The sequence below is a fragment of the Pseudomonas zeae genome (assembly GCF_014268485.2).
In the GTDB taxonomy this organism is placed as follows: Bacteria; Pseudomonadota; Gammaproteobacteria; order Pseudomonadales; family Pseudomonadaceae; genus Aquipseudomonas; species Aquipseudomonas neuropathica.
The window spans coordinates 1,990,530-2,017,154 of record NZ_CP077090.1 but is presented as its reverse complement, the minus strand read 5'-3'; the positions used below and the strand labels follow the sequence as shown (position 1 = coordinate 2,017,154).

The 26,625-nt window shown below is 57.5% G+C and carries 14 protein-coding genes; 7 read left to right on the top strand and 7 right to left on the bottom strand.

What is annotated here, in order from left to right; all coding sequences use genetic code 11:
* Positions 1 to 129: 129 nt before the first annotated feature.
* Complete coding sequence (locus HU754_RS08890) at positions 130 to 1,023, top strand: DMT family transporter (RefSeq protein WP_186624432.1); 894 nt, start codon at positions 130 to 132, stop codon at positions 1,021 to 1,023.
* Here the strand turns inward: HU754_RS08890 and HU754_RS08885 are convergent.
* A complete protein-coding gene (locus tag HU754_RS08885) occupies positions 1,017 to 1,304 on the bottom strand; it encodes an Rdx family protein (RefSeq protein ID WP_186624433.1) in 288 nt (95 codons plus the stop codon). The genes HU754_RS08890 and HU754_RS08885 overlap by 7 nt on opposite strands.
* 71 nt (positions 1,305 to 1,375) lie before the next feature.
* On the opposite strand from HU754_RS08885, the gene HU754_RS08880 reads away from it, so the two are divergent.
* Entirely contained in the window at positions 1,376 to 3,565 is a 2,190-nt protein-coding gene (locus HU754_RS08880; RefSeq protein WP_186624434.1) for a patatin-like phospholipase family protein, read from the top strand.
* A gap of 121 nt (positions 3,566 to 3,686) precedes the next feature.
* Here HU754_RS08880 and HU754_RS08875 read toward each other — a convergent pair whose 3' ends face one another.
* The 3 genes from HU754_RS08875 to recQ all read right to left on the bottom strand — a co-directional run bounded on the left by HU754_RS08875 (position 3,687) and on the right by recQ (position 8,449).
* Positions 3,687 to 5,456: a motility hub landmark protein FimV gene (locus tag HU754_RS08875; protein ID WP_186624435.1), complete on the bottom strand. Its 1,770-nt coding sequence runs from the start codon at positions 5,454 to 5,456 to the stop codon at positions 3,687 to 3,689.
* Positions 5,457 to 5,583: 127 nt separating this feature from the next.
* On the bottom strand, positions 5,584 to 6,018 hold the full coding sequence (locus tag HU754_RS08870) for a MarR family transcriptional regulator (protein ID WP_016984207.1): 435 nt from the start codon (positions 6,016 to 6,018) through the stop codon (positions 5,584 to 5,586).
* 301 nt (positions 6,019 to 6,319) lie between these two features.
* Entirely contained in the window at positions 6,320 to 8,449 is a 2,130-nt protein-coding gene (gene recQ, locus HU754_RS08865; protein ID WP_186624436.1) for a DNA helicase RecQ, read from the bottom strand.
* A gap of 396 nt (positions 8,450 to 8,845) precedes the next feature.
* On the opposite strand from recQ, the gene HU754_RS08860 reads away from it, so the two are divergent.
* The 5 genes from HU754_RS08860 (at position 8,846) to HU754_RS29400 (ending at position 19,882) form a co-directional block, all read left to right on the top strand.
* Positions 8,846 to 9,433 (top strand): UPF0149 family protein, encoded by a 588-nt coding sequence (locus HU754_RS08860; RefSeq protein ID WP_016984205.1) that lies wholly within the window; start codon positions 8,846 to 8,848, stop codon positions 9,431 to 9,433.
* A 10-nt stretch (positions 9,434 to 9,443) separates the two neighbouring features.
* On the top strand, positions 9,444 to 9,839 hold the full coding sequence (locus HU754_RS08855) for a YbaN family protein (protein WP_186624437.1): 396 nt from the start codon (positions 9,444 to 9,446) through the stop codon (positions 9,837 to 9,839).
* A 146-nt stretch (positions 9,840 to 9,985) separates the two neighbouring features.
* Positions 9,986 to 14,050: a hypothetical protein gene (locus HU754_RS08850; RefSeq protein ID WP_217827613.1), complete on the top strand. Its 4,065-nt coding sequence runs from the start codon at positions 9,986 to 9,988 to the stop codon at positions 14,048 to 14,050.
* A 532-nt stretch (positions 14,051 to 14,582) separates the two neighbouring features.
* Positions 14,583 to 14,945 (top strand): DUF6124 family protein, encoded by a 363-nt coding sequence (locus tag HU754_RS08840; RefSeq protein ID WP_186622793.1) that lies wholly within the window; start codon positions 14,583 to 14,585, stop codon positions 14,943 to 14,945.
* A 401-nt stretch (positions 14,946 to 15,346) separates the two neighbouring features.
* On the top strand, positions 15,347 to 19,882 hold the full coding sequence (locus HU754_RS29400) for an Ig-like domain-containing protein (protein ID WP_225919970.1): 4,536 nt from the start codon (positions 15,347 to 15,349) through the stop codon (positions 19,880 to 19,882).
* Between the two features lie 203 nt (positions 19,883 to 20,085).
* On the opposite strand, the gene HU754_RS08830 is transcribed toward HU754_RS29400, so the two are convergent.
* The 3 genes from HU754_RS08830 to HU754_RS08820 all read right to left on the bottom strand — a co-directional run bounded on the left by HU754_RS08830 (position 20,086) and on the right by HU754_RS08820 (position 26,565).
* On the bottom strand, positions 20,086 to 22,371 hold the full coding sequence (locus HU754_RS08830; RefSeq protein WP_186622791.1) for an autotransporter outer membrane beta-barrel domain-containing protein: 2,286 nt from the start codon (positions 22,369 to 22,371) through the stop codon (positions 20,086 to 20,088).
* A 183-nt stretch (positions 22,372 to 22,554) separates the two neighbouring features.
* Positions 22,555 to 24,495 (bottom strand): hypothetical protein, encoded by a 1,941-nt coding sequence (locus HU754_RS08825; RefSeq protein ID WP_189661452.1) that lies wholly within the window; start codon positions 24,493 to 24,495, stop codon positions 22,555 to 22,557.
* A 150-nt stretch (positions 24,496 to 24,645) separates the two neighbouring features.
* Complete coding sequence (locus HU754_RS08820; RefSeq protein WP_186622789.1) at positions 24,646 to 26,565, bottom strand: hypothetical protein; 1,920 nt, start codon at positions 26,563 to 26,565, stop codon at positions 24,646 to 24,648.
* Positions 26,566 to 26,625 lie beyond the last annotated feature (60 nt).

The window sequence follows — 26,625 nt, the reverse complement described above, 5'->3', positions numbered from 1 at the left end:
GATGTTGTTTTTTAAAAGCAAGATCAAAAGATCGCAGCCTTCGGCAGCTCCTACAGTAAATGATCATTCCCACGCTGCTGCGTGGGAACAATCAATAGTTGAGATTGTGTTTGAGATAGAAGGATTGCAATGACTCCGCGTACCGCCCTCGGCGCTCTGCATATCGGTGCTTTGATGTTTGGCCTGACGGGTGTGTTCGGCAAACTCGCTGCCGCGTCCCCCGCTGTGATCGTCTTTGGACGCGCGGCTTTCGCCGTACTCGCCCTGGCATTTTTCGCCCGTTTCGCCAGCCAGCAAGGCTGGCAGAAACTTCAGGCCGTGGACTGGCGCCGCCTCGCCCTCAGCGGCGTGTTGCTGGCCGGGCACTGGGTGAGTTTCTTTCTGTCTGTGAAGATCGCCGGTGTCGCCATCGCGACGTTGGGTTTTGCCAGTTTCCCGGCCTTCACGGTGATTCTCGAAGGGCTGATCTTCCGTGAACGCATCCGCGCCAATGAAATACTGCTGGTGGTGTTGGTCAGCATCGGCCTGATTCTGGTGACCCCGGCCTTCGATCTCGGCAGCGGTGCGACCATCGGCTTGCTCTGGTCAGTGCTTTCGGGGCTGCTGTTCTCGCTACTGTCGCTGACCAACCGCGCCAGCTCCGGGCGCATCCCGGCAGTACAGGCGGCGTTGTGCCAAAACGTGCTGGTGGCGCTGTGTCTGCTGCCAGTGGCGGCGCCGCAACTCAGCGAGGTGCGTGCACTGGACTGGCTGTGGATCGCCCTGCTCGGGGTGTTCTGTACCGGCGTCGCGCACAGCCTGTTCGTCGCCAGCCTGGCGGTGATCAAGGCGCGCACGGCGGCGGTGGTGTTTGCGCTGGAGCCGGTCTACGGCATCACCGTCGCCTGGCTGTTGTTCAATGAAAACCCGACGTCGAAGATGTTGATCGGCGGTGCGTTGATCATTGTTGCCATCGTCGTGTCAGCGCGGATGTCCGGCCATGCCGACAAGAAAGCCGTCGCCGCCGAGGCCGCGTCTCACTGAGTGCGGTCGTTGTGACCGAGGTTGCGGTCAGGATCGATCTGATCACGAACCCGCTGCTTCAAGACCTTGGCCTCGGGAAAACCGCCATCAGCCTTGCGTTCCCAGATCTGCACGCCGTCGCAGGTGATGTGAAATACCCCGCCGGTGCCGGGCACCAGAGACACTTTGCCGAGGTCATCGCCAAAGGTGCTGAGCAGTTCCTGCGCCAGCCACGCGGCGCGAAGCAGCCACTGGCATTGGGTGCAATAGGTGATGACAACTTCTGCTTTTGCGACAGTCATGTTCGCTGAAACTCCTGAGACAGAGGGCGCCGCTATAATAGCCGGCTTTATCGCTTGCCCCGAGACTCACAATGCGCCGTTTGCTGTTCTGCCTGCTGCTTGGTTTGCTTCCACTGTTTGTTCACGCCAGTGACGCGCCGCGACCGAAAGTCGGCCTGGTGCTGTCCGGCGGCGCCGCGCGTGGTCTGGCGCACATCGGTGTGCTCAAAGCCCTGGAAGAGCAAGGCATCAAAATCGATGCGATTGCCGGGACCAGCATGGGCGCGGTGGTCGGCGGCCTGTACGCCTCGGGCTACAAGATCGATGAGCTGGAAAAACTCGCGCTGAACATCGACTGGCAAGCCGCATTGTCCGACGCCCCGCCGCGCGAGGACGTACCGTTTCGACGCAAACAGGATGACCGCGACTTTCTGGTGAAACAGAAACTCAGCTTTCGCGACGACGGCAGTCTCGGCCTGCCTCTGGGTGTGATTCAGGGCCAGAACCTGGCGTTGCTGCTGGAAAGCCTGCTGGCCCACACCAGCGATACCCGGGATTTCGACAAACTGCCGATCCCGTTCCGCGCCGTGGCCACCGACATTGCCAATGGCGAAAAAGTGGTGTTCCGCAAAGGCCACCTGCCCCAGGTGATCCGCGCCAGCATGTCGATCCCGGCGGTGTTCGCCCCGGTCGAACTCGATGGCCGGCTGCTGGTGGACGGCGGCATGACCGATAACATTCCTCTCGATGTCGTGCGGGAAATGGGCGTTGACGTAGCCATCGTCGTCGACATCGGCACACCGCTGCGCAACCGCAAGCAACTGACCACCGTGGTCGACGTGCTGAATCAATCGATCACCCTGATGACCCGCAGTAATTCCGAAGAACAACTGGCCGCGCTGAAATCCTCCGATGTGCTGATCCAGCCTGCGCTGGCCGCATACGGTGTCACCGATTTCGGTAAAGCCCAGGACATGATCGACGCCGGTTACCGCGCGACCCGCATCCTCGATGCGCGCCTCGCCGTGCTCAAACCCGAGGAATCCCAAGACGCCGAACTCGCTGCCGCCCGTTCCCCGGGGCAGCGCACGCCGATCATTACCGCGATCCGTGTCGAGAACGACTCGAAAGTCGATGACGACGTGATCCGCTACTACATCCGCCAGCACATCGGCGAGCCGCTGGATCTGGGGCGATTGCACTCGGACATGGGCACCTTGTATGGCCTCGACTACTTCGAACAAGTGCAGTACCGCGTGGTGCACAAGGGCCAGGACCACACCCTGGTGATCAGTGCCCGGGGCAAGCGCAGCGGCACCGATTACCTGCGGGTCGGCCTCAATCTGTCCGACGACATGCGCGGCGATAGCGCCTTCAACCTCGGTGCCAGTTACCGCATCAACGGCATCAACCGCCTCGGCGCGGAATGGCTGACCCGCGCGCAGATTGGTGACAAACAAGAGCTGTATACCGAGTTCTATCAACCACTGGACGTCGGTTCGCGCTATTTCGTCGCGCCGTACGCCTCGTTTGAAGCACAGAACGTCGAGGCGGTGCTCGATAACGATCCGATCGCACAGTACCGCGTCGAGCGCTACGGTTTCGGCCTTAACTTCGGTCGCCAGATCGGCAACAACGGCGAAGTGCGGTTCGGTGTCGGCGAGGCCTGGGGCAAGGCCGATGTGCGCATTGGTGATCAGGATCTGCCGAGTGAAAACTTCAACGAAGGCTTCTATGCGCTGAAATATTCGTACGACTCACTGGATAACGTCTACTTCCCTCACGAAGGCAAGGACGTCAGCCTGACGCTGATGCAGTTCGAACCGGGGCTGGGTTCGGATACGCGTTATCGACAGTGGGAATTCAAACTCGACAAAGCCATGAGCCGTGGCCCGGACACGCTGATTCTCGGCGGGCGCTACGGGCGTACGCTGGACGATGCCAATGTGGTGACGTCGAGCTTCCTGCTCGGCGGCGCGCGGCAATTGTCGGGGTTCCGTGAAGACGCGATTTCCGGGCAGAACGTCAGCCTGATGCGCGCGGTGTACTACCGCCGGCTGACACCGCGCTCGTATCTGCCGCTGGACTTCCCGCTGTATGCCGGCGCCTCGCTGGAGCGCGGGCGGGCGTGGAACAACGACAATGAGTTCGACAGTGGCTACATCAACGCCGCCAGCGTGTTCATTGGTTTTGACACGCCGCTGGGGCCGTTGAATTTCAGTTACGGGTTGAATGATGCGAATGAGCAGGCGGTTTATCTGAACCTTGGCCAGACCTTCTGATCAGGTCGCCTGACAATCCGTCTTCGCGAGCAGGCTCGCTCCCACAGGGGAACGCATTCCAATTGTGGGAGCGAGCCTGCTCGCGAAAACGATATCAGCGCCACCGCAAATCAATCGGGTATTAGCGAATCCCCGCCAACAACGTTCGCGCCGTTTGCTTCAACGGCTCATCACCTTCCTTGAGTAACTCGTTAAGCAGCGCAATCGCACTGTCGATGTCACCGTCATCAATGCAGGTCTGCGCCTGTTCGAGTTTTCCAGAGTTTTCATCGTGTAGCGGCTCAGCTGCGTGCAAGTCCAACGGTTGCAACACCAGAGACGGCTCGGCATCGGCAAACTCATTGAGAAAATCTTCATCCAGCGGCTCGGCGTCCGGCTCAGGGATCCACTCAAGTTCGGCGTCCTCGCCGGCCGCTTCCGGCAGTTCAAAATCCTGCGGCAGTATTTTCAGGCTGGAGCCCAGCGCCGAGGTGTCTGCCGCTGGCTCAGTAGTGGCCGTGCGGCTGTCTTCCAGATCCCAACTGGAATCCATCGACAGCTCGCCCAGATTCAACTCGAAATCATCTTCAGGTGCCGGTTGGGCCGTGACAGCAGGCGCCAGCGCAATGACGGGCGCCGCCGCGGCCAACGGTGCGGCACCCGCCAGTTTCGGATGTCGAACACGAACGTCCTGTAACGTCTGGGCATCTACGCCTTGTTCACACAACTGACTTTCCTGCTGTTCATACGCGGCGCTGTCACCCTGGCGTCCCAGGACTTCGAGCAACTGCAAACCGATATCGGTGCGCTCCGGCTCCTTGTGCAAAGCGTCGCGCAATAACCCAGCAGCTTCGCCCAAGCGGCCGTAGGCCAGATAGATTCCTACCGCCTCCAGCACATCGCCCGCTGCCGGTTCTTCACGGTGTTGGGTTGAGGTGTGAGCCCTGACAGACTCTGCGCTTTCGACTTCAGCAACGTTAGGTTCATCGCCCTGCGGCAACTGTGGCAGCGGTCGATCAGCCTGTTGCGACTGTTGCCGTCGACGGTGCACAAACAGACCGGCCAAGGCCCCCAGCAACAGCAACAGGCCCCCGAACAATGGCCAGTTCAAACCGTCATCTGTGGACTCGACAGGTACCACAACCGGGACAGGTGCCGGAGCGACTTCGGTCGGTGGCGGGGCTTTCCTGAGTTCGGTCAATTGCGTTTGCAGCTCAGTAATCTGCTTCTTGCCAGCGGCAATCTGCACATCCTGCGTCTGCAGTTTGGCGTTCAGCTCATCGACGCTCTTTTGCAATTGCTGATTCAGCAACGCACTGGCAGTCAGTTGCTCGGCCAGTGCATCGTTGGCCGGCGGATTTGCAGGCGTTGGCGCGGGCACGGCATCGCGTTTGGCCTGAGGTGCCTGCGGCGCTGCGACAACAGGCTCGACGCTGGGAAAAGCGGAAGATTGTGCACGCGGATCCGGTTCATCGGTGGCCGGCACGATACCCGGCGAACCCGGAGGGTCGATCAACACCGTGTACTCACGCAGCAAACGGCCATTGGGCTGATTGAGCTGCACAAGGAAATTCAGAAAAGGTTCGTTGACTGGTTTGCTTGACGTGACCCGGATCATCTGGCGATTGCCATGCAGGATCGGGATGAACTTGAGGTCGTTGAGGAAGAACACCCGCTCGACCCTGGCCTCGGCGAATTCATCCGCCGTGGCCAGGCGCACCGTCAGATCGTTTTGCGTCAGCCCGCCAACATCGACCAACGCGATATCGGCCTTGAGCGGCTGATTGAGACCTGAATGAACGGTGATATCACCCAGCCCCACAGCCATCGACCAGGCCGAATAGCTGAATACGCCAGCGGCCAGCAGCCATTTGGCGCCACCGCGCAGTACCACGTGCCGACTTGCGAGCATGAGCATCCCTTAAATAAGCAAAACCGACTTCTATGCGTTCGCACATCCGGTACGAACACGATATTGCCCAGTAGTTCTTATAGTCGGCTCAGCGCGATCTCTCAAAGATACGGCACGTGGATGTGCCTCAAGATTTTTCCAGGTTGCCCAGAATGTGCCCGTGAACCCGCATGCACACCTTCAAATCCGCCTCGTCGACGCCTTCGAACAATTCATGACGCAGTTGTGTGGCAATGGTTTCGATCTGTTCGATCAGTGGCAGGGCCGGTGCACAGAGGACGATTTTTTTCGCCCGGCGGTCTTCCATCACGGACTGGCGTTGCACCAGGCCCTGGCTTTCCAGACTGTCGAGCAAGCGAGCGAGGGTCGGACCTTCGACACCAACGCTCTGCGCCAGCTCACGTTGGGTCGGCGCTTCTTCAAAACGCGCCAGGTGCAGCAGCACCAGCCAGCGCGCCTGGGACAGTCCCAGTCCGGCCAGTCGGCGGTCCAGTTCGGCACGCCAGCCACGGGACATCTGGGCCAGTTGCATGCCAAAGCGGTGTTGATCGGTTAACGGCATAAAACACTCACGGTTAGACTGAAAATAAAGAAAATCTAATTATTAGCCAGCTAAGCATGAGCTGCAGTTATAGGCAAGTGGCGGTCTGTACTGAATCGTTACATCTTGAGAGCCCCTCACCCTAGCCCTCTCCCAGAGGGAGAGGGGACTGATCGGGGGATATTTGGGAATTACGCCGACCTGACAGCTCAACGCTGAATCCATAATCGACCCGGTCATTCAGGTCGATGTATGGCGCAAGACACCTCAGTCGGCCCCCTCTCCCTCCGGGAGAGGGCTGGGGTGAGGGGCGACGGCCAAATTACATCTCAAATTCCGACTGCAACGCAGCCCGCACGCAATACAGCACGCCCTCCGGCACACGCCCGGCAAACAGCTCCGCCACTTCGGCGACCGACGGTAACTCGCCTTCGCCATCGAGAAACGCGTCCTGCACCTCACCCATCAACTCCTCAGGCAAATCCAGCGCCTGTTCCAGCGACAACTGCTGCTTGCCGATCGCCTCAGCGAGCATGGTGTAAACGTTCTTTTCCGAGCACTGCAACTGCCCGGCGATCTGCAGCGGCGTCATGCCGGCGCGGGCCAGGGTGATCAGTTCGTGGCGCACGTCGGCCACCGCTTTCGGCGCCTCGGCCTCGCCGCCGAGCACTTCGAGGAAGGCATCGCCGTAGCGCTCCAGCTTGCGTGCGCCGACACCGCTGACCCGGGCCATTTCCGCCAGCGAGGTCGGTTGGCTGCGGAGCATTTCCAACAACGTGGAATCGGGGAAGATGACGTACGGCGGCACGCCATGCTCTTCGGCCAACTTGCGCCGCAGGGCGCGCAAGGCTTCCCACTGTTCGCGCTCTTCGCCGCGCACCAGTTGGCTGGCTGGGCTCTTGCTGGCGGTTTTGGCCGTAACCTGCGGTTTGAGATCGCGGCGCAGCTCCAGCGTGACCTCGCCCTTGAGCAATGGCCGGCAACTGTCATTCAGACGCAGGCCGCCATAACCTTCGTGATCGACATCCGCCAGACCGCGCGCCACCAACTGGCGGAACAGCGAGCGCCACTCGCTTTCACTCAGTGCCTTGCCGACGCCGTACACCGACAGATGCTGATGGCCGAAACTGCGGACTTTTTCGTTGTCCTTGCCCAGCAGCACGTCGACAAGATGACCGACGCCATAACGCTGGCCGGTACGGAAAATCGCCGACAAGGCCTGACGTGCAGGCTCGGTAGCGTCCCAGGTCTGCACGCCGTCGACACAGTTGTCGCAATGGCCACACGGCTCAGGCATATCTTCATCGAAGTACGCCAGCAGGGTCTGTCGACGGCAGCGGGTCTCTTCACAAAGCGACAGCATGGCGTCGAGCTTGTGCTGTTCCAGACGCTTGTGCCGCTCGTCGCCTTCGGAGTTCTGCAGCATCTGCTTGAGCATCACCACGTCTTGCAGACCGTAGGCCATCCAGGCATCCGCCGGCAGCCCGTCACGGCCGCCGCGCCCGGTTTCCTGGTAATACGCCTCAAGGGATTTCGGCAGATCGAGGTGGGCGACGAAACGCACGTTGGGCTTGTCGATGCCCATGCCGAACGCCACGGTGGCGACCATGATCAAGCCTTCCTCGTTGAGGAAGCGCTTCTGATTGAAGGCGCGCAGATCATTGGGCAGACCAGCGTGATATGGCAACGCCGGGAAGCCCTGCTCGCTGAGGAATGCCGCGACTTCCTCGACTTTCTTGCGCGACAGGCAATAGACGATGCCGGCGTCACTGCGCCGCTCGGCGAGGAACGCCAGCAACTGCTTGCGCGGCTGCTCTTTGGGCACGATGCGGTAAAAGATGTTCGGGCGGTCGAAGCTCGACAGGAAGCGCTCGGCATTCTGCAGATGCAGGCGGGTGACGATTTCTTCGCGGGTGCGCTTGTCGGCGGTGGCGGTCAGGGCGATACGCGGTACATCGGGGAACATCTCGGCCAACTGGCCCAGTTGCAGGTATTCCGGACGGAAATCGTGGCCCCACTGCGACACGCAATGCGCTTCGTCGATGGCGAACAACGCAATGTTCAAGCCTTGCAGGAACGACAGCATGCGCGGCTGTACCAGACGCTCGGGCGCCAGATACAACATCTTCACTTCGCCGCGCTTGATCCGCGCTGCGAGGTCACGCTGCTGTTCAGCGCTCAGGGTGGAGTTCAGCGCGGCGGCGGCCACACCGAGTTCTTCGAGGGTGGCGACCTGATCGTCCATCAGCGCAATCAGCGGCGACACCACCACCGCCAGGCCATCGCGCAACAGCGCCGGCACCTGAAAGCACAGGGACTTGCCGCCACCGGTAGGCATCAGCACCAGCGCATCACCGCCACTGGCCACGCGCTCAATAATTGCACCCTGACGGCCACGGAAACTGTCGTAGCCGAAGATGTCCTTGAGGACGCGTTGAGCCTGTTCGAGCATAAAAACTCCAAAAATCTACCGATACATCCCTGCGCAGGCTGGTTCAGAACAGCCGGAGCTGCTTAAACAAAACGTAAGAGCGCATTGCACGACAACCGCAATGCGGGCAGGGATCGCAAAACGCGGCAGTATACCCGAGCCCTCCCCTGCACAGGGTGCCGCTGATAAGACACTGATAAACCTGCCACACACAAAACCCTGTGGGAGCGAGCCTGCTCGCGAATACGGTGGATCAGTCGACACTAAGGTGCCTGATACGCCGCTTTCGCGAGCAGGCTCGCTCCCACAGGTTTGGCATGTGGCCCGGCAATTGCGGCAAATCTGCCATGCGGCTGGCTTGAGCGCGCAAGAAGGCCTAGAATTCCCGCATTGTTTATTCCCCAAGGTAGCCCCGTAATGTCCTTCGCTGAGCAACTGACCCGCCTGCAAGTTTTCCTCGACGCCGACGAGCTGCATGACGAGGCGCTGGATTACGTGGCCGCTCACGGCTACCTGACCGCGCTGTCGATCTGCGCTGAAGACGTACCGGAGCGTGAGTGGATCGATGCCTTGTTCGCTGAAGAGCCGCACTACAGCAGCGACGCCCAGCGCGAAGAGATCGAAGCCACCCTGATCGGCCTCAAGGCCCACATCGCCCGTCAACTGGCCTCGGATGAAGAGTTCGAGCTGCCATGCGAACTGGATCTGGGCGACGAGCCGGACGATTCCGAACTGCGCGGCTGGTGCATCGGTTTCATGGAAGGCGTGTTCCTGCGTGAAGCGGCCTGGTTCGAAACCGCCGAAGAAGAAGTCAGCGAAATGCTCCTGCCGATCATGGTCGGTTCGGGCCTGTTCGACGAACAGCCGGAATTCGAAGACATCGCCAAGGACGCCAACCTGATGGACGACATGATCGTGCAGATCCCGGAAGCCCTGACCGCGCTGTACCTGCTGTGCCAGGCGCCCGACGAAAAACCGGCGATCCTCAAGCCACGTCACCACTAAGATCCAGCCTATGGACAACCCCATAGGCAACCGCCCCCTGATGTTGCGCTACTTCCTGCTGGCCATCGGCTGGCTCAGCGTGGCATTGGGGGTGATCGGGATTTTCCTGCCCGTCCTGCCCACTACCCCTTTCCTTCTGCTCGCCGCGGCCTGCTTCGCGCGCAGCTCTCCGCGTTTCTATCAATGGCTGGTCGAGCATCCCCGACTCGGCCCATGGATCCGCGATTACCTCGATGGCAACGGCATACCACTCAAGGGCAAGGTCTACGCGATCGGGCTGATGTGGGCGAGCATTCTGTTCTCGTGCTACTTGGTGCCACTGCCATGGGCGCGGGGGTTCATGTTGACTAGTGCGGTGTTGGTGACGGTTTATATTTTGCGACAAAAAACGCTGCACAAGCCCTGAGTCGTCGGTAAATACCTGACTAAAAACAGCGTCCCCGTTGATACCGTTCATCTGAAAGCCCTACGCACCTGTCAGATCTGACAGGTGCGCATTCTGCCGTTTAACCGTTCAATCACTCCGTCACTTCCCGCCACGGAGTCAGCGCCATGTCCAGCCCCAACAAACCCCTGCTACTCAAGGAACTCGATATCCCCGGGCGCAGCAAAGACCCGGTGTCGACGGATCCCGATGTCTGGGGCATCAACATCGCCGCGGCGCTGGACAACTTTCCGCTTCATGGCTTGCTGTGCCAGGCGGGGCCGTGGGGCAACATGGCCGAAGGCGACAAGTTGACGATCTTTTGGGGCACCGGGCAGAACGTCTGGGTGGAAACCGTCAACAAGGACGAGGTCAACAAGCAACTGCGCATGTTCGTGGCTTCCCGGCACATGGTCGATGGCGAGTTTGCGGCGTCCTATTCCGTCAGGCCGCTGGGCGCCAGCAAAGATGAACCGTCCGAAGTCATGCAGGTGCTGGTCAAGCTGACGCGCCCGGGCGGCCATGATGACAACGGTGACGGCGGGCACTCCAAGCTGATCATGATCATTCCCCAGGACATTCTTGACGGCGGCATCGACAAGGACAACGTGGCCGATGGCGTGAAAATCAGCATTGGCGAGGCCGATGGCACAGAGCCCTATCCCTGCGCTGCGGCCGGCGATACTTGTCGCTTGAGTTGGGGCGGGAGCTACGTGTTCAGTGAGCCGCTGACCCAGGAACAGGCCGAAGGTAAGGCCCCGATCATCATCACCATCACGGAAGCGGTCATTCGCGACGCCGGCGATGCAGAGTCTCCCGGCGTCGCCGTGGTGTTCGAGGTGTACGACAAGGTCTTCAACCGTTCCGAGGACTGGAGCCCCGAACAGCGTGTGGTAGTGGCCGTGGATGCGACCCGGCTGATCGCGCCGCTGCTCAAGGAAACGCAGAACAACGTGCTGGATGTCGACAAACTGGGCGATGCCGATGGCACCGTGCAAGTTATTGCCACGGATACGAGCAAGTTCAAAGTCGGAGACAAGGTATTCATCAGGATCAAGGGCACTCCCGTCGAGGGGCCGCCGATTGATTGGGAACCGTCAGCAGGCGTCGAGTTGAAAAGTGTGCCGAGCATTTTGGAAACCACGGCTCCCAACGCCGTGCTGCGTCAGTTGGCCAAGTCCCAGATCACTTTGTCTTACCGCCTGGAAAAAGCCGACGGCTCCGCCGATCTGAAATCCAAAAGCCAATTTATCCGCGCCATCGGCGAAGTCCAGCGGCTGGCCGCGCCGAAGGTGCTGGACGAGGACTCCGGAGCGCTGGACCCGACACTGCCCCAAATCCGTCTCGAGTTCCCCTTCGACAAATCCTTTGTCGAAGGCATGCTCCTTAAGCCGGTCATGCTCGGCACCACGCCCGGCCTCAAGCCGTACCTGCCTGAGCTGCCAACGCGCCCCATCACCTACAACGACATCGTCGCGGCCAAACCACTGTTGTACAACATCGACGGCAAACACATGGCCCCGGTCGACGGCGGCACAGCGGAGTTCTACTACCAGCTACTGATTTCGAGCGCGGTGCTCGCCACGCTGGACCCGTTCGAGGCCACCCGCGCCATTCGCGAGTCGATCCACAGCGACATCCTGCGCGTCGGCGAACCACGCCTGGAACTGCCGCAACTGGAAGTGGCCGGCGTGGTGGACGGCGTCCTGCCACCCGACACCGCCGGCACCACCGCGACGGTGATCTACAAGGAAACGGTCCCCGGCGATGAAGTGCTCCTGTCCTGGCTCGGCTCGATCACCGGCGAATACCCCGACAGGATCAAGCTGAACGAATTCACCGCCGGCGAGGAAGTGCCGTTCACCATTCCGGCGGCGATGATCAAGGGCAACGAAGGCGGCAAGGTAAAGGCCTCGTACAAAATCGAACGTGCGGCGGGCGGGACCAGTCATGCCGAGCCGTTGGAGTTCGGTGTCGGCGTGGCGCTGGATCTGAAAGAGCCGAAAATCAAGGAAGCCCCGAACGACAGCACCCTTGACCCGCTCGCTGCCCAGAGCGCACTGACGGCGGTGATCAACTATGACGGCATGCAGGTCGGCGACGACATTACCGCCAATTGGAAAGGCGCCCCCGGAACACTGCCCGCCGGCTCGCACACCACGGATCCATGGCCGGTCACCACTGTCGGCCCGCAGGAAATACCGCTGGCCGTCTCGGTGATCGCCTTCAACCTCGACAAGTCAAGCACGCTTGACTACTCCGTGAAGCGCGGCACCCAGGATCCAAAAGACTCGCGGACTCGTACGTTGGCGGTGTTGCCGATTGCCCAAAGCCATTTGCCCAAGCCGCTGATCGTGCAGGCATCCGAAGCAGGCGAAGGACGCGAACTGGACGTCAGCCAAATGACCACCAACGCCACCCTTCGCGTGAACAGTTACCCGCATATTGCGTTGAAACAATATGTCTGGTTCAGAGTGAAAGGGACTTTAAAAGGCGGGGGGGTGTACTCGAGAACCTTTTGGCAACCGCCGGGTTGGCAAACCAATGCGACATGGATCAACCAGGGTTTTTACACCCTCGCATTTCCGCTGGCGGACTTGCAAAGCCTGGAAGATGGCAGTGACCTGGAATTGGAGTTCAAGGCAGGCTTTGGTGGCACTCAGATTGAGAGTGAGGCCGTGACGTTTGCTCTACGTACTTACAAGATCAAGGCCTACGAAACCATAGTGCCGACCCTGGATTCGGTAAAAGGCTCACCCAGCGAGGATGACATTCCTCACGGTAGTCCTACCGTAGAAACAGCCGTCACGCTGAGTGGAATGGCCACGCCCAACACAAAAATCGATCTGACCAATAACGGCGTACTGATGCCGAATACTGAAATTCAAGTAGATCCACAGGGGGAATGGACATTTCAACTGACGGGACTAGTTGCCGGAACCACCTACAAACCGAGCGCCCGACGCAAGGACGGCACACTGTCGAATACCCGCGATGTGGTTGTGGTCGCACTGGTAGTGCCGACGCTGGACAATGTGCTGGATGACAAAGGTGTGGAAGTACCTGACCGTGCAACGACCGTCAGCACGACAGTGAAACTCAAAGGCAAGGCAAGTTACGGCCAGAAGGTCGAAATCTTTGATGGTAGCGGGGCAAGCGCAGTGTCCAAGGGGATATCGACTGCACATAAAACGACTGGTGCATGGGAGCGTGAAATCGAAGTTGCGGTTCAGGAAGCACTGCACCGGTTGTATGCAAAGTCTCTTTATCACAGCAGCTCGACATATTCGGATGTGCGCCACGTGAGCGTGATTGAAGATGTCGACCCTACCATTGACTCTGTTAAAGGCTACCCGAGCGGTGTAGAAATTCCGCATAACGACACCACCGTAGAAACAGCCGCAACGCTGTCCGGGATCGCTGCCAAGGGTCAGCAAATCGAAGTATTCGACGGTGCAACTTCAAAAGGTAAAGCGACTGCCAATCCCGCAACGGGCATATGGGAACTGCCGGTTACAGGCCTGAGCGAGGCCGCGCACAGTTTCAAGGTCAAGGCGTTGTATGGCACGGGTGCCGAATCGGCGGTCAGGACTCTGACAGTAGCGCCACCATTCGTTATAGATACATCTACTCTCGTTTTATCTGGGCGTTGCTTGTCTATTGATGGCACGGGGCTTAACTGGCCTCGCACTGGAAGTGATCCCGTCGGGACCTTCGCCATTCGCCATCCTACTAGTGGTGCCCCGCCCTATACTTTCCGTTCCGAAAGCAGTGCAACCGCGTCAGTTGATTCAAAGGGATGCGTAAGAAGCGAGTGGAACGGGAACACGCGGATCATTGTGACTGACAGCCTCAACCGTTCGGGTAGTTTCGAAGTTAGGGTAAGCAATGTATTCAAGCCTCGAGTGAACACTACAGGTCTTTCCGTACGCGGGGCCTACAATTGGCGAGTATCAGTAGGAGGAACATTGATTAATGAAAATGACGTCGCACTATTTGTCAGATTCGACCCCGGCTACGGCATCTATGTCTTAACCGGGCATGAACTATTGCCTAGCCCAACCGGTGGTTACTATGTACGCTGGCTTCAAAGAAACGGGCCTTTGTGGCAACTCATTCGCCCCAACGGCACCACTATGTCCGAAGGCGGAGTTGTAACCCCGCACCCTCACAAGTGCGCGATGTGTTTTTGATTGGAGAGTCTCACAGTAAGGTAAGCGTGACTGTATGAGGACTTGCGTTATCCGGGGGGCATCACACGATTACCGCCCTTACTCATTGATGTTGTGTAAAAACAGGGCGTTTTCAGTAGAAAAAGGGGACGCATTTATTTACGTCCCAGATCTTCGCCCGACTTTTCGCCTTTTAAACTGGAGTGTTTAAAAGAAACCTCAAGACACGCCTTCAAGGCTACACATCCTTGCGCAACTGCCTACAGCCAAGCCAGAATCCGCCGGCTTGTGCGCCTTGGGGTCGGGTTCTATTGTGGTGCGGTCGCTGACGAATCAGTGATCGGGTTTAGCGATCCGATACCCTACAGACGCTCAATCCCCAGTCTCAATTGCGGCTTTGTCTATCTGCACTTGGCGTCATGGTGGCTGTGCGTGGGAGACCTTCGGGTCTACCCGGGGTTTCTGTGACCCGGATCGCTAACCTGCGTACAGCCGCCACCTTTACTTGTTTAGCGATGAGCCGTGGCGGCTAAATCAACCACGGAGTTTCACCATGATCAAACCAACACCCAACCCGCCCGAAACCGATCTCGCCTCCCCCTACGAATCCCTCGACTCAAAAAAACTCAACGACGCCGCCGAACGCGCCCTCGACCACTACCTCTGCCCACCCGGCTCCACCCCTCCGCCCCGTAAAACCCGCCGGATGTACGCCGTTACCGCCGACTTCAAAAATGAAGAACTGCTGGCCGACGCCAGCGAAACCCTCGCCTCAGCCAGAACCATCGCCCAGGACTTCGCCCACCTCATACCCGCATCGCAGCGCAGGACGCTGCTGGGGATCGCGCAACTGATCATGCTCGGCGAGCTGGCGGTGAATCGGGTGATGGATAATCTGGAGGTGCCGCAGCAGTAGCAAGGATCTCAGGCCTTGAATGAGGCGCTTTAGCTGCCGCCGCCTTCGTCGGATCGCCGCCCGGAGCAAGTCCGCTTCCACAGGGATCGGTGTCGATCACAAGGCTGTGTTTACACCGCCGAACCTGTGAGAGCGAGCCTGCTCACGAAGGCGTCTTCAAAGACTTCCCATCGATCGAGCAAAACAAACAACAACCGCTCGTCGGATACCCCTGCGCACCTGTCAGATCTGACAGGTGCGCAAACCCATCAGCACAGGTTCAATCACTTCATCACCCAACTGGAGTGCCTTCCTGTGTTCGTCAACTACCTCAAGCCGGAATCACCGCTGATTCCCACTGAGTGAGACTGCACCGGTCGTCATCAAAAAACGCCTGAATTCTCTTCAAGAGGACTTGCCTGATGCCTTCTCAAAAGCGTTTCCGCTTCCCTCCCCTTCCGGAAGGCAACACCCCACTGGCGGTGCTGCGTCCCCTGCTGATTCCGGGGGCGGTCGAACCGGTGCAAGATGGCGATGGAGGGATCAGCATCAAGGTCGCCACCGATGACCCCGACGGCGTGCTGTGCGTCATCAATCCTTATCTGCCTACCATGAGCGAGGGTGACAAACTCGAGATTTATTGCAATGGCACGAGAGTGCGCGAGCGATTCGTCGAGGCCGACGAAGTCAACCAGCGGGTGTTCTTTTATCTGCCGACGCCTGTCGAGTCGGGGTGGCTTGAAAACTGCCACTATGTGCTGACCCGCAAAGGCGAGACCGAAGCCGAGCCGCCCTCGGTGGCCTTGCGGATATGGGTCAAGCTTTACAAGCCGGGTGACTTTGACAGGGAGCCGCAAAATCCCGACGGCCATTCACGGCTGAACATCGTGCAACTGCCGCCCGAGCTGGTCGATCAGGGCGTGATAGACGCAGAATGGGCCAAAAAAGGTGTACTGGCCACCATCCCTCATTATGTGTATTGCACACGCAACGACAAGGTCCGTTTACAGCTGGGCGAATACCGGCTTCCTGCGCACCGCATCACTCAGGAGCAAGCCGAAGGCCAGCAGCCGATCGAAATCCTCATGGATCAGGACGCCATTCTCGGCGCCGGCGACGGTCTCAGACGGGAAATCAAATACGACATCAATGACGAAGTCTGGAATTGGGCCGACCGCCACTCCAAACGCACCTACATCGACGTGGATGCGGGTGGCTGGCGACTGGAGGCGCCGATCATCAGGGAAGCCCTCAACGGCGTCATTACTATAAGGGATTTGAACAAGCAGCCAGTCAAGATTCAGATCCATGTCAGCAGTCAATACTTCGCTGTGGGCGACAGCGTGAAAATGACCTTCATCGGCTCACCGCCGGATAACGCTGAACCGCTCATCTGCAGCGAAACCCGCGACATCGATAACGTCCCTTCGGTGCTGGAAATCGAAGTGCCCTATGAGTTGATCAGGGCCATCGCGCAAGGGCGCGCCGATGCGTCTTATATTCTCTACAAAAAGGACGGTGGCGACCCGATCTCTTCCAGGCGCGCTCTTGCCAGGGTAGAAGGCGACGTCAACATGCTCCCCGAGCCGAGCATCCGCGAACTGCTCGGCGACACCCTCGAACCGGACGAGCTCTACGCCACGGTCGACGTGCGCTATGCGATGAAAAATGGCGACCTGATCTGCCTGAGATGGTCTGGCATCAAGTCCAATGGCGATGACTATCTGCATGAAGTCTCGCATATCGTCAGCGACAACGAAGCCAGGGAAGGCCTGGTCACGGTCTACATCGACTCCCAGCACATCAGTGTGCTTGATAACGGCACGCTCGACCTTTCTTATGTGGTCGCGAACGATGCACCTGGCCTCCTCGACATCAGGGAATCCGAGCGGTTGCTGGCCAAGGTCGGGAAGGTCCGCGCGACGCTGCCGGCCCCCGAAGTGGAAGAGGCCGATCCGCCGGGGGATGTGCTGGATCCGTCCAAGGTGTTCGAGAGGGTGCATGTGTGGATCAGCGAGGCGAAGACCTTGCAGGGGGATGTTCTTACCTATTACTGGCGCAGTCCCAATCCCTTCGCCAGCACCAGTGACTGGTTGCCCATTACCACCGTGACTGAAGGTCAACCTGTGCGTTTTCCGGTGGACGCTGAATTCGTGACGCCCAACATTGGCCAGTATGTGAAAGTGCGCTACTCGGTGTTGCGGGCTTCGAACAAACAGTATGAGCACTCCGCCACACTCGTCTTGCTGATAGGAGAACTGGTCGGTGAGTTGCCACCGCCAGAGGTGGTCCAGGCGCCCGACAAGATCCTCAACCCGAAGGATGGTTTGAACGGGGTAGACGTCAACGTCAGCTACGCCAGCATGAAACCTGACCAGGATATGATCCGTCTGAAATGGTCAGGGACGCCCGGCGCGGGTACCTCCGACGACCTGGAACTGCCAGGCAGTCCCACAGGCACCGCGCAATTCCATTTACCGGCTTCAGTGGTTGGCGCCAATATTGCGAAAAGAGTGTTGGTTGATTACTACGTAACCCGCTATACCCTCACAACGCCCTCGCAAATGCTCGACTTGTATGTTTCAGACTTCCAGGACCCTGAAAACGAACTGCCCCACCCGCAAGTACCCCAAGCACAGAACAACGTTCTGGATCTGATGACATTCAGCGGCGATGCCAAAGCTGTTCTTGCTATCTGGCCCTACATTGCCCTGAAACAGCGCCTGTGGTTCTACCTGGCAGGACAAACCACTTCAGGCGCGCCCCTGACGATCCCGCTAATCACCGGGCTGGAAATAACCCCCACCCAAGTCAGCAACGGCCTCAACGAAACCTTGCGCAGAAGCGAGCTGATGAAACTGGGCCACTCCACATCCGCCAACGTGATCTGCAAAGTGGCATTCGATGGCAGTGAAAAAGAGGACACTGCCTGCGTATTTCCACAGTTGCCCCTGACCATCAGAACCCGCTACGACTACGTGCAACCGGCCATCACCGGGGTGACGGACTCACGGGGCGAAGTGGAAGAGGACGGCAAAACCCGCGACGAAAAAGTCACCGTCACCGGCACCGCCACACGCGGCGAAACGGTCGAGCTGTTCGATGGGCCAACGACATCGATGGGCACGGCACTGGTGGACGCCGACAGCACCTGGCGGCGAGAGATCGGCCCGTTGACCGAGAAGTCTTACCGCATCAGCGCCAAGGCCCTTTATGACGCCGACCCGGTGTCCAGCGATCCGCGAACATTCACCGTGAAATTCGCAGAGACCCCGGAAATTCTTGCGGTCAGCGATTCACGGGGGGACGTTGCCCATGGAACAACCACCTATGACAACAGTGTGCTGGTGGCCGGCAGCGCGACGCCAAACCTGCAGATCAAATTGCTGGAGAACAAACAGCCGCTCATTACCCTTGACGTCGACGATAAGGGTGACTGGAACCACCGCCTCAACGATCTGAAAGTTCGCACCTACAGCCTCACTGCCGAGGCGCTGTACGAGATTGATCCTGCGACCAGTCCACCACGGGATTTCGTCGTGGCACAAGCAGTCGAGCCGACGATCTCCTTGGTGAGCGACCTGCGCGGTGAGGTCGCCGCCAACGGTACGACCTACTACCGGAGCGTCACTCTGACAGGCAAGGCCAGTCCAAACGAAAAAATCATCCTGCTCAATGCCGGTGCTAGAGTCGATACCGTGGATGTCAACGCCAGCGGAGACTGGCGATATGTTTTCAGCAGCCTGAATCTGAGCACTTACCGCCTGACCGCGCGAGGCGATTACGGCAGCGACCCGGAGTCCAGTCCTCCCCGGGTCTTTACAGTTGCAGCCTTTATTTCACCGACGATTACCACGGTCACCGACTCGGTCGGCACGGTGGGACCGAATCAAACGACCTATGACACCACGGTGACCGTCAAAGGCGAAGCCACCCCGCGTGAGCAGATCCAGATGTACGACAATGGTGCGCCCGTCGGTACACCAGTCAACGTCAATGCCGATAAACAATGGACAACGTCTGTCACCGGTCTGGCCATCCGCTCTCACAGCCTGACGGCCAAGGCCATATATGACGCGATTCCGGTGGAGAGCCCGGCGAGAAACTTCAACGTCGCCGCCCACATCGAGCCGACGCTGACGTCTGTGCATGATGGCCTCATTGAAATCGTTAACGGCGGAACAACCAAAAGGACCTCGGTCACCTTGCGTGGCAAAGTTACGCCCAACCGTGAAGTCCAGGTCTACGACAACAACAATCCAAAGCATACGGTGAGAGCGGTTGACGACACATGGAATACCACATTGGCGGTGGGTGTGGGTGGTCATTCCTTAAAGGTTAAAGCTGTCAGCACCGGCCAGGAGTCTCAGCCACTTCGTACTTTTACGGTACTGCCGGTGATACCGCCGCTGAACTTCAATACCAACCCGGTAACCTTGAGCGGCAGGATTTATATCATTCCGGGGAGTTCTGTATTGCCGGCCTTCGGCCCAGGCACTTCGGTGCAGCACGAGGCGAGTGGTGGCCAACCTCACTACACTTACAGCACCAGTAATGGCAACGTGGCTGCCGTGGATTCGCAAAGTGGACTCGTCACTGCGCGAAGTAACGGCAGTGCAACGATTTCGGTAAGGGATCAGGCGGGACAAGGGAAAAGCTATTCGGTGTCGGTAACAGGGGTGACGCAATGTTATGGATTAAGCGCAAACTGGTTGTCCAGGGTAGGTGATGAGGCAAAAAGTCGAGGTCTGAGGTTGCCTTCAATGGGCGAGTTACGGGCAATAAGCAGTGCTTTTGGCAATCGTTGGCCATTGGGGAATTCATTCTACTGGTCTAACGAGTCGATCCTTTATTGGCCCAACCCCAACCCGTTCTATCACTGTAGAAATCTGGTTACAGGGGAAGAAAAAGCGATTATGAACCTGAATGTAGTGCCCGGAGTGGGCATCACCCCTTGAACAATGGTTGACGAGGGTGAACGCCTGATCGAGGAGTATCAGCGGTTCCACTAGCACTCGTGTCGCTGGGGCGGGACAGCTGATGACTTCGGCATCAGGCAAAACCCACTAACAGAAATGACAAGGCCGCTGCTCATCGACAGAACAGCGGCCGTTAAGGTATCTCGCTGATTACGAGACACCTTCCTTGTACCAGACAGTAGTTAAAAGCTGTACCGCCCCCCCACATTCACCCCAAACGGCTGCTCGATATGCTCCCCATTGGAATAATCCAGGTCGAGATGCACCTGCCACTTCTCCGACAGGGCCACCGCCACCCCCGCACCAAATTCCGCCCGGGAACCTGACAAGTCGTTGTTGAACACGTTGTTGTTGACCTTCACTTCGTTGTTCGAAGCGAACTCATGAGCAATCGCCGCGCGCACATAAGGCTGAGCGACAGCGCCGTTAGCAAAACCGAAGTTGCGCCCGAACGTGGCCCCGGCCTTGCCAAGCAGTGAGCGCATGCGATCGCCGTCGGCGTCCATATCGTTGTTCAGCGTGTAGTGTTTGCCCTGGATCTGCACGGCCGCCAGTTGCGCGAACGGTTCGACGAAATAGTCGTTGGCCAGTTTGATATGCCGACCGAACTCGGCAGAACCGCCCACCCCCCAGTTGTCGTAGTCGCCCTTGGTGCGGCTGCCGTCACTCAGGTTGACCTTGGACTCGTTGCGAAAGCGGTTGAACTTGAGCACGCCGTCGAAGTAGTAACCGGTGTCACTGTCGAGCCAGGTGACATAGGGGCCGACGTAGTAGCTTTTCACCGTACCCGAGGTCCCGCGATTCAGATCCAGATTGGACTCGCTCGTGCCGGCAAGGACCCCGACCAGCACCTGGCTTTCGCCCACCCGGGCATCGGCGCCAAGGGACAACCCCTGTTGCGTCTGCTGATAGCCGACACCCGATCCATCGGCGACGTTGTGCTTGGTGGCGTTGGTGCGGATCCAGAAACCCTGCCCGCCGTTCAAACGCAGCTCACCCATGCGGCTGCGTAACGATGACAACTCGCCATACCAGACAGTCGGTGCGGTATTGAACAAGGCCAGTACCGAGCGCGCGCCGGGGCTGATGACTTCGGTGGTCGGGTCGAGAAACCACTCCTTCGCTCCCCCCTCGATTTCCCGACTGGACAAACCGTAAGACCAGGTGCCGACATCCACCCGCTGATCGCCAGCCAAGGCAAAATTTGCACCGTCGAGGGTGCCGGTACGCACCAGCGTCAACGCTTGCGGCGAAGCGGCGTCTAGGCCAGAGGCCGCAACCGCCAGCGCGAAGTTCCCTGCCGAAGCGCCCTGCACATTGAGAAAATCACGCTCACCGCTGGCGAAATCGCCCTTCATCGCAAATGTCCCGCTTCCGGAAAGCGAGCCGACATTGAGCGTGTAATACGTACCGGGAGCGTCCTGGGCGCCAAAGGTGACGGTGCCACCGTTCATGCCCAGTGCACCGATCGAATCGTTGCCGGTGAGTGTCCAGTTGGAGTTGCTGTTGACGTTCACGCTGTCGACGTTGTCCAGGCGCCCGGTGAATTGCGAGAGGTTGTCCAGCGTGACCGTGGCGGTAGAGCTGCCATCAACCAGAACATCCCCCGTTATTATCCCCTGGTTGAAAATGAGATTGGCCGTGCTATTGTCCGCGACGCTGATGTTGCCATTCAGGGTGCTGTTGGCAACGGTCATACTGGCGGTCGATGAGCCTTGAACATCCAGTAATCTGTCGTTGCCAGCGAGAAGGCTGGAACCGTTGGAGATGCCTATCGTGGCCTGAGTACCGCTATCCACCAGAATCGCAGAACCGCTGACACCCTGCACCGTTGAGTTATCCAGCGACAAGGTACGACTGCCAACATTGACGGCGTCATTGACCATCCGCACACCTGTCGCCTGACCAGTGATGGTCGTACCCGCAGAAGCACTGACCTCACCACCCAGTAAATTCACACCAATGCCATTGCTGGCCGCGCCCACGATTTGCGTATTACTCAATGACAGCGAGCTCAGCCCAGTGACCTGCGACCCGATAAGCTGTCCACTGATCTGGCTATTGGACACCGTCACCGTAGATCCACCCGCCGCGACACTGGAGCGGTTGACCGCTAGCCCGATTTCATCACTGGTCACGGTCGTTTGATCGATGGTTGCCTGACTGCTGGTCACTGTTACGCCATCCCCCCCGTCGTTACCAACGATGCTGGCCCCGTTGAGATTTAACGACGAACCGGACCGCGCCGTGATCGATCGGGTATTGGCCCCGGAAGCGTTCAATACGCCACTGTTGCGCACCAGATAGTCGGTAGACGCAACCGATGAATCGATATCCAGCGTGGTGTTATCGACAATAGTTGCCGAATGTGCAAAACCCGCGAAAAAAAAAACAGCCGGTAGGCAAAGCATTACTCCGGACCTGCCTGCTGGAATAACGCGAACGTGTGATACATCCAACATTTTCATGATTGATTCACCTCAAAATAATTACAGGCCAAAGCAGCTCCGTAGCGTTTGCGGGCGTACATTAACGTTATCTACTCCCTGAAAAATGTAGGAAAAGTCTTTAATACATATTAGAAAAGTCCTAACGTCTGGTAATCCTTATAAGAAAAAGGGAGGCATTTAATGCCTCCCTGACTTCAAAGATCAGATATCACACACTGATCCATCACCCTTTTTCATGTGCACCCTGACAAGGTGTCGCTGAGCTGGCACCGGGCGTCCGTCAATCATTGCCGTATAAGTTATATCGCCCCACGCACTCTCCGTTGCCAAAATTTTCTGATAGGGAATTTTCACGATGAACCCGGCATTCGCTTCCTGTAACGTTGGCGTATATGTGACCTTCTCGTCAGTACCAGGTTTTTTATTAGTACCTGCCGAATCGATATAACCCTGATAGATAAATTCCAGTGTTTGACCGGCCAACTGCGGTTCACCAGGAGAAATCAGCACTTCTGCACATTTGACCAGTACCGGATCTGATCGCAGGGAGAGACAGTTGAACCAGTCTATGAACTCCGGATAAAGATGTTGAAACTTGATTTCAGGAACAACACCGGGCCGAATATTCACATCGACATTTCGAGGCAGTGAGTGGACTTCATTATCATTGATATCAGGGTTGGTAATTTTATAAGTGACTGGCAGCGGTTTACCGTTGCCACCCGCGTCCACGGCATCCCATTCTACATCGAACGTCAAGTTCCCGGTTTCTGTCCCATCAAGTTCAATAACACCACCTTGTGCCGCCGTGAGTTCGTCCCCTTTCCATATCAACGTAATAATGTCTCCATCTTTAACACCAGCAAAGACAGCTACAGTTACATCGACATTACCAATCGCGTCGGCATCCGTCAGAATGTTCGGGGCATTACCACCCTTACCTTGCACAGTAACCAGAGCCAGATTAGGATCCGGGTTTTCTCCACCGTCGCCATCTCCTGGCCGGCGCAGATCGACATCCACATCTTTTGCAGGCGCGGCTGTTCCCAATGGGTAGCGCAAGTTATGGCGTTTGATCCGATAACTGACGGCGACCTTTTTTACATCCAGGTTGCCGTTGAATACATCCCGGTAAGGAATGTTCACATAGAATGGAAAAGTATTGATTTTCTGCGCAGGTTGCACAATACCGTCAAATGTCACTTCCAGTTCGTCGATATCAGCCAGGTAGTTTGTGTACTCAGCCAGAATACCGACCCCCAATGGGGCCTGAGCATCGGCCAGATCCACCAGCTTTGGTGTTGCGTCGTCATCAAAGAGCGGAATGCTGGGTTCCACAAGCCCTGCGGGTGGGTCGGTCAGAGTGACATTCAGTTCGGTGTAATATTGTGGTGTATTGCGGTTGCCCTTACGGTCGCTGAGGTAATAGAAAATGGATCTTAAACCTTCCTCGGTACCGACCAGCGCGGGAGTCAATTGAAACGTGATCGGATCTGTGACGTCCGTTATGGTCAACTCGCCGACCAGCGTCGGGGTTGGCAAACTCGAGCCAAAATAGCACTCAACGAAGTCGCCGAGCTTTTTACTCCCATAGTTTGGAATGGTGATCAATACAAAACCGTTATCATCGAGGTATTGTTTTGTAATACCATCTCTTTCCACCTCGGGAGGAACAGTCGCCTTGCCGAAAGCTACCGGTGCTGTTGTATCAATATTGATTTCAAGCGGTGTTACCTCAGATGGATTACCACCAAAGTTCAAATCGTAACTCAACTCATGAGGTCCTGAGGCCGATGTGTAGCCTTGAGGCAAAACAAGGTCAAATTCGGTAATTGCTGAATCAACGGGTGTAGTGAAAGGTAATCGAGTAGAACGTATGCTAGTCCCGTCCCACACTAGTTCAAGGAATCCTTGAACAGTGTTTGGATCATCCGCCTCGGCAAATCGCGGGATCTGCACCTTCAGAGGAAAGCCTTGAAAGCTTGAATGCAGTTGGTTGGGACTATCATCCGTTTCATCATCCAGCAACGGATTATCCGGATGAAGTTTCGGTGGTAATGCTGCAGCTTTTGGACTGCGAAATCGTACACCAAAGAAACGTTCGCGGTTCTGCGCCGGTGTCAACGAGTGAAAACTTGTCATCTTTTGTCATCCTCTCAGCAACTTGATTGACTGGCACAGGGCAAACAGCCGCCTTGCCAGAGCTCTTACACAATGACTGCATGGGTCAAACAGAATTTAAATAGAACCTGAAACCAACCTCGATCAATACAGCGACAGCACTTCTACAAACTACTCTTCACAAAGTTCGTTACTCGGACCACAAACTTCACCACTCGGCAACGTTCGATTGATAATGACAAATTCCTCTTTTGAATTACCGATGCCACCGTTGGCTTTTTTCAGGTGATAACGACACAACGCCGAGCCATTATTTACCATGGGCGAAATCAGACGCTCGTAATCACTGACATGCACATCAAAACCTTCACTAGCCTGACTGGCAGTGAGTTTTGTCTCGAATGTGTCGTACGTTCCATCAATCGGATCGGTTCCATTCAGACCGGAACATCCCTGCCAAGACAAATCGACGATATCGTCTTTATCAAACGCTGCATTGCCGTTGATATGTACCCAGACGCCCTCCCACAACCTGGGTTTGGCGCAGCAGTCAAGTATTCCATTACGGTTGGCGTCGGGAAACGTCGGTTCCGGCATGTTCTCGATCACGATGATCGCCACTTCAACGGCTGTCACATCAGCCTGCTGCAGATTCACGCCATTACTGGTGGTGTACCAAGTCAGCAGCGAGGGATTTACTTTGTCCTGTTCAATGGTCTCCCAAGGGATGACGAACTTGATCGGCTTACCGGCGACGTCACCGGTTTCAACCTTGTACTCGGCGACAGGTGTGCCGATTGCGCCCCAATGGAGGAAGAGTTTTTCACCGGGCATCGGAGAGTCATACAGAGGCAGATATGCCTCGGCCGGCTCGCCGAAATCCTCGGTTAACAGCTTGTTCAGTTGTTTCGATCTGGCGCCATAGACTTCCAGCCTGGCCAATGTGGAATTCAACAATGCCGGAGCGTTGGCATGATCCTGCCCGGCGACTGACAGATTCACCAGCACCCGCGTTTCGGCAGATGGCAAGGTCGGTGTGCCGCCACGCAGAATGCGGTAGCTCACTCGAACGTCCAATGGTCCTGGCCCATCTGCCATCAAGGTCGGCCATGGGACGGTAGCGACTTGCGGAAACTTGCCGAGATTGACGTCAAGCGGGGCCAGATCATGCCCGTTCCACTGAATCAGGACCTTGTCGGAAGGATCCGGGTTCTCATACGTATCAATTTCGACAGTGACAGCCCGCTGGTTCACCGCGCCTTCACGGGCATGTTGACGGTCAATCAGGCCACGCGCTGACAACGGCACTCTCGGCGGTTTGAGAATGCCCGGAGCCGGATTCAAGTTGACAAAAACCGCCAAAAGCGTTGAGCGCGGCCCGCGATTTCCCGCCCAGTCACGGAGCCGGTAGTAAACGTAGCGTTGCCCGGGACCACGTCCACGAATATCTGCCTCATACATCGTGATGATAAGACGCTTCTGATCGATGTCTTGCTGGCTGAACGCTTGCTCACGAATTTCGATTTCCGAATCCGGTGGAGCCGGGTCGTCTGTCCAATAATAGATCGCACGATCCCTGGCTTTGACGTCTACATACAGCGGTACCTGGAACCGGACTTCGCCATACCGGGAGAGGTAGTCGTCAGTGATTTCCCCTGTAACATCCAGCATGATCAGACGATCGGGTTCCTGATTGTCGTTCGGCGGAGATCTGTCGACCGTGACTCGTTTGGAATGGGAGTACAGAGGGTTGCCGCCGTAGCTGACGTTGTACGACAGAGAATAAGTGCCGTGATCGAGCTTCAACCTTTCCCGCGGCACAACCAGGGTCTTCTCTCCGGGGTCGTCAAAATGTTCACGGTAGACCTCTGTGAACTCGCCACCTTGTTCTGCCCAACTGACAATAATAATGAAGGGAATGGGGTCTTCAAAGGGAGCGCTCCAATCGGGGATGATGACCGTCAGATTTTCAGCCAAAGCGCTACGCGGCAGCAGCCCTTCAGGACTCTCGTTCCCGTCTTCGTCCTTGAGGATGGCAGGTACGCCTGGCATCTCAAGCAGGTCATCAACCCTGTGTTCAGAGCGTGTCATTGAACGAACTCCCTCGCATCAAACCAAGCAGAACATGCACAAATGACCAAGTTGTCTGTG

Coding starts and splice junctions, on each gene's coding strand:
- HU754_RS08830 (WP_186622791.1), bottom strand. CDS start 22,371: ATGAAAATGTTGGATGTATCACACGTTCGCGTTATTCCAGCAGGCAGG.
- HU754_RS08875 (WP_186624435.1), bottom strand. CDS start 5,456: ATGCTCGCAAGTCGGCACGTGGTACTGCGCGGTGGCGCCAAATGGCTG.
- HU754_RS08885 (WP_186624433.1), bottom strand. CDS start 1,304: ATGACTGTCGCAAAAGCAGAAGTTGTCATCACCTATTGCACCCAATGC.
- HU754_RS08855 (WP_186624437.1), top strand. CDS start 9,444: ATGGACAACCCCATAGGCAACCGCCCCCTGATGTTGCGCTACTTCCTG.
- HU754_RS08890 (WP_186624432.1), top strand. CDS start 130: ATGACTCCGCGTACCGCCCTCGGCGCTCTGCATATCGGTGCTTTGATG.
- HU754_RS08840 (WP_186622793.1), top strand. CDS start 14,583: ATGATCAAACCAACACCCAACCCGCCCGAAACCGATCTCGCCTCCCCC.
- HU754_RS29400 (WP_225919970.1), top strand. CDS start 15,347: ATGCCTTCTCAAAAGCGTTTCCGCTTCCCTCCCCTTCCGGAAGGCAAC.
- HU754_RS08850 (WP_217827613.1), top strand. CDS start 9,986: ATGTCCAGCCCCAACAAACCCCTGCTACTCAAGGAACTCGATATCCCC.
- HU754_RS08825 (WP_189661452.1), bottom strand. CDS start 24,495: ATGACAAGTTTTCACTCGTTGACACCGGCGCAGAACCGCGAACGTTTC.
- HU754_RS08880 (WP_186624434.1), top strand. CDS start 1,376: ATGCGCCGTTTGCTGTTCTGCCTGCTGCTTGGTTTGCTTCCACTGTTT.
- recQ (WP_186624436.1), bottom strand. CDS start 8,449: ATGCTCGAACAGGCTCAACGCGTCCTCAAGGACATCTTCGGCTACGAC.
- HU754_RS08820 (WP_186622789.1), bottom strand. CDS start 26,565: ATGACACGCTCTGAACACAGGGTTGATGACCTGCTTGAGATGCCAGGC.
- HU754_RS08860 (WP_016984205.1), top strand. CDS start 8,846: ATGTCCTTCGCTGAGCAACTGACCCGCCTGCAAGTTTTCCTCGACGCC.
- HU754_RS08870 (WP_016984207.1), bottom strand. CDS start 6,018: ATGCCGTTAACCGATCAACACCGCTTTGGCATGCAACTGGCCCAGATG.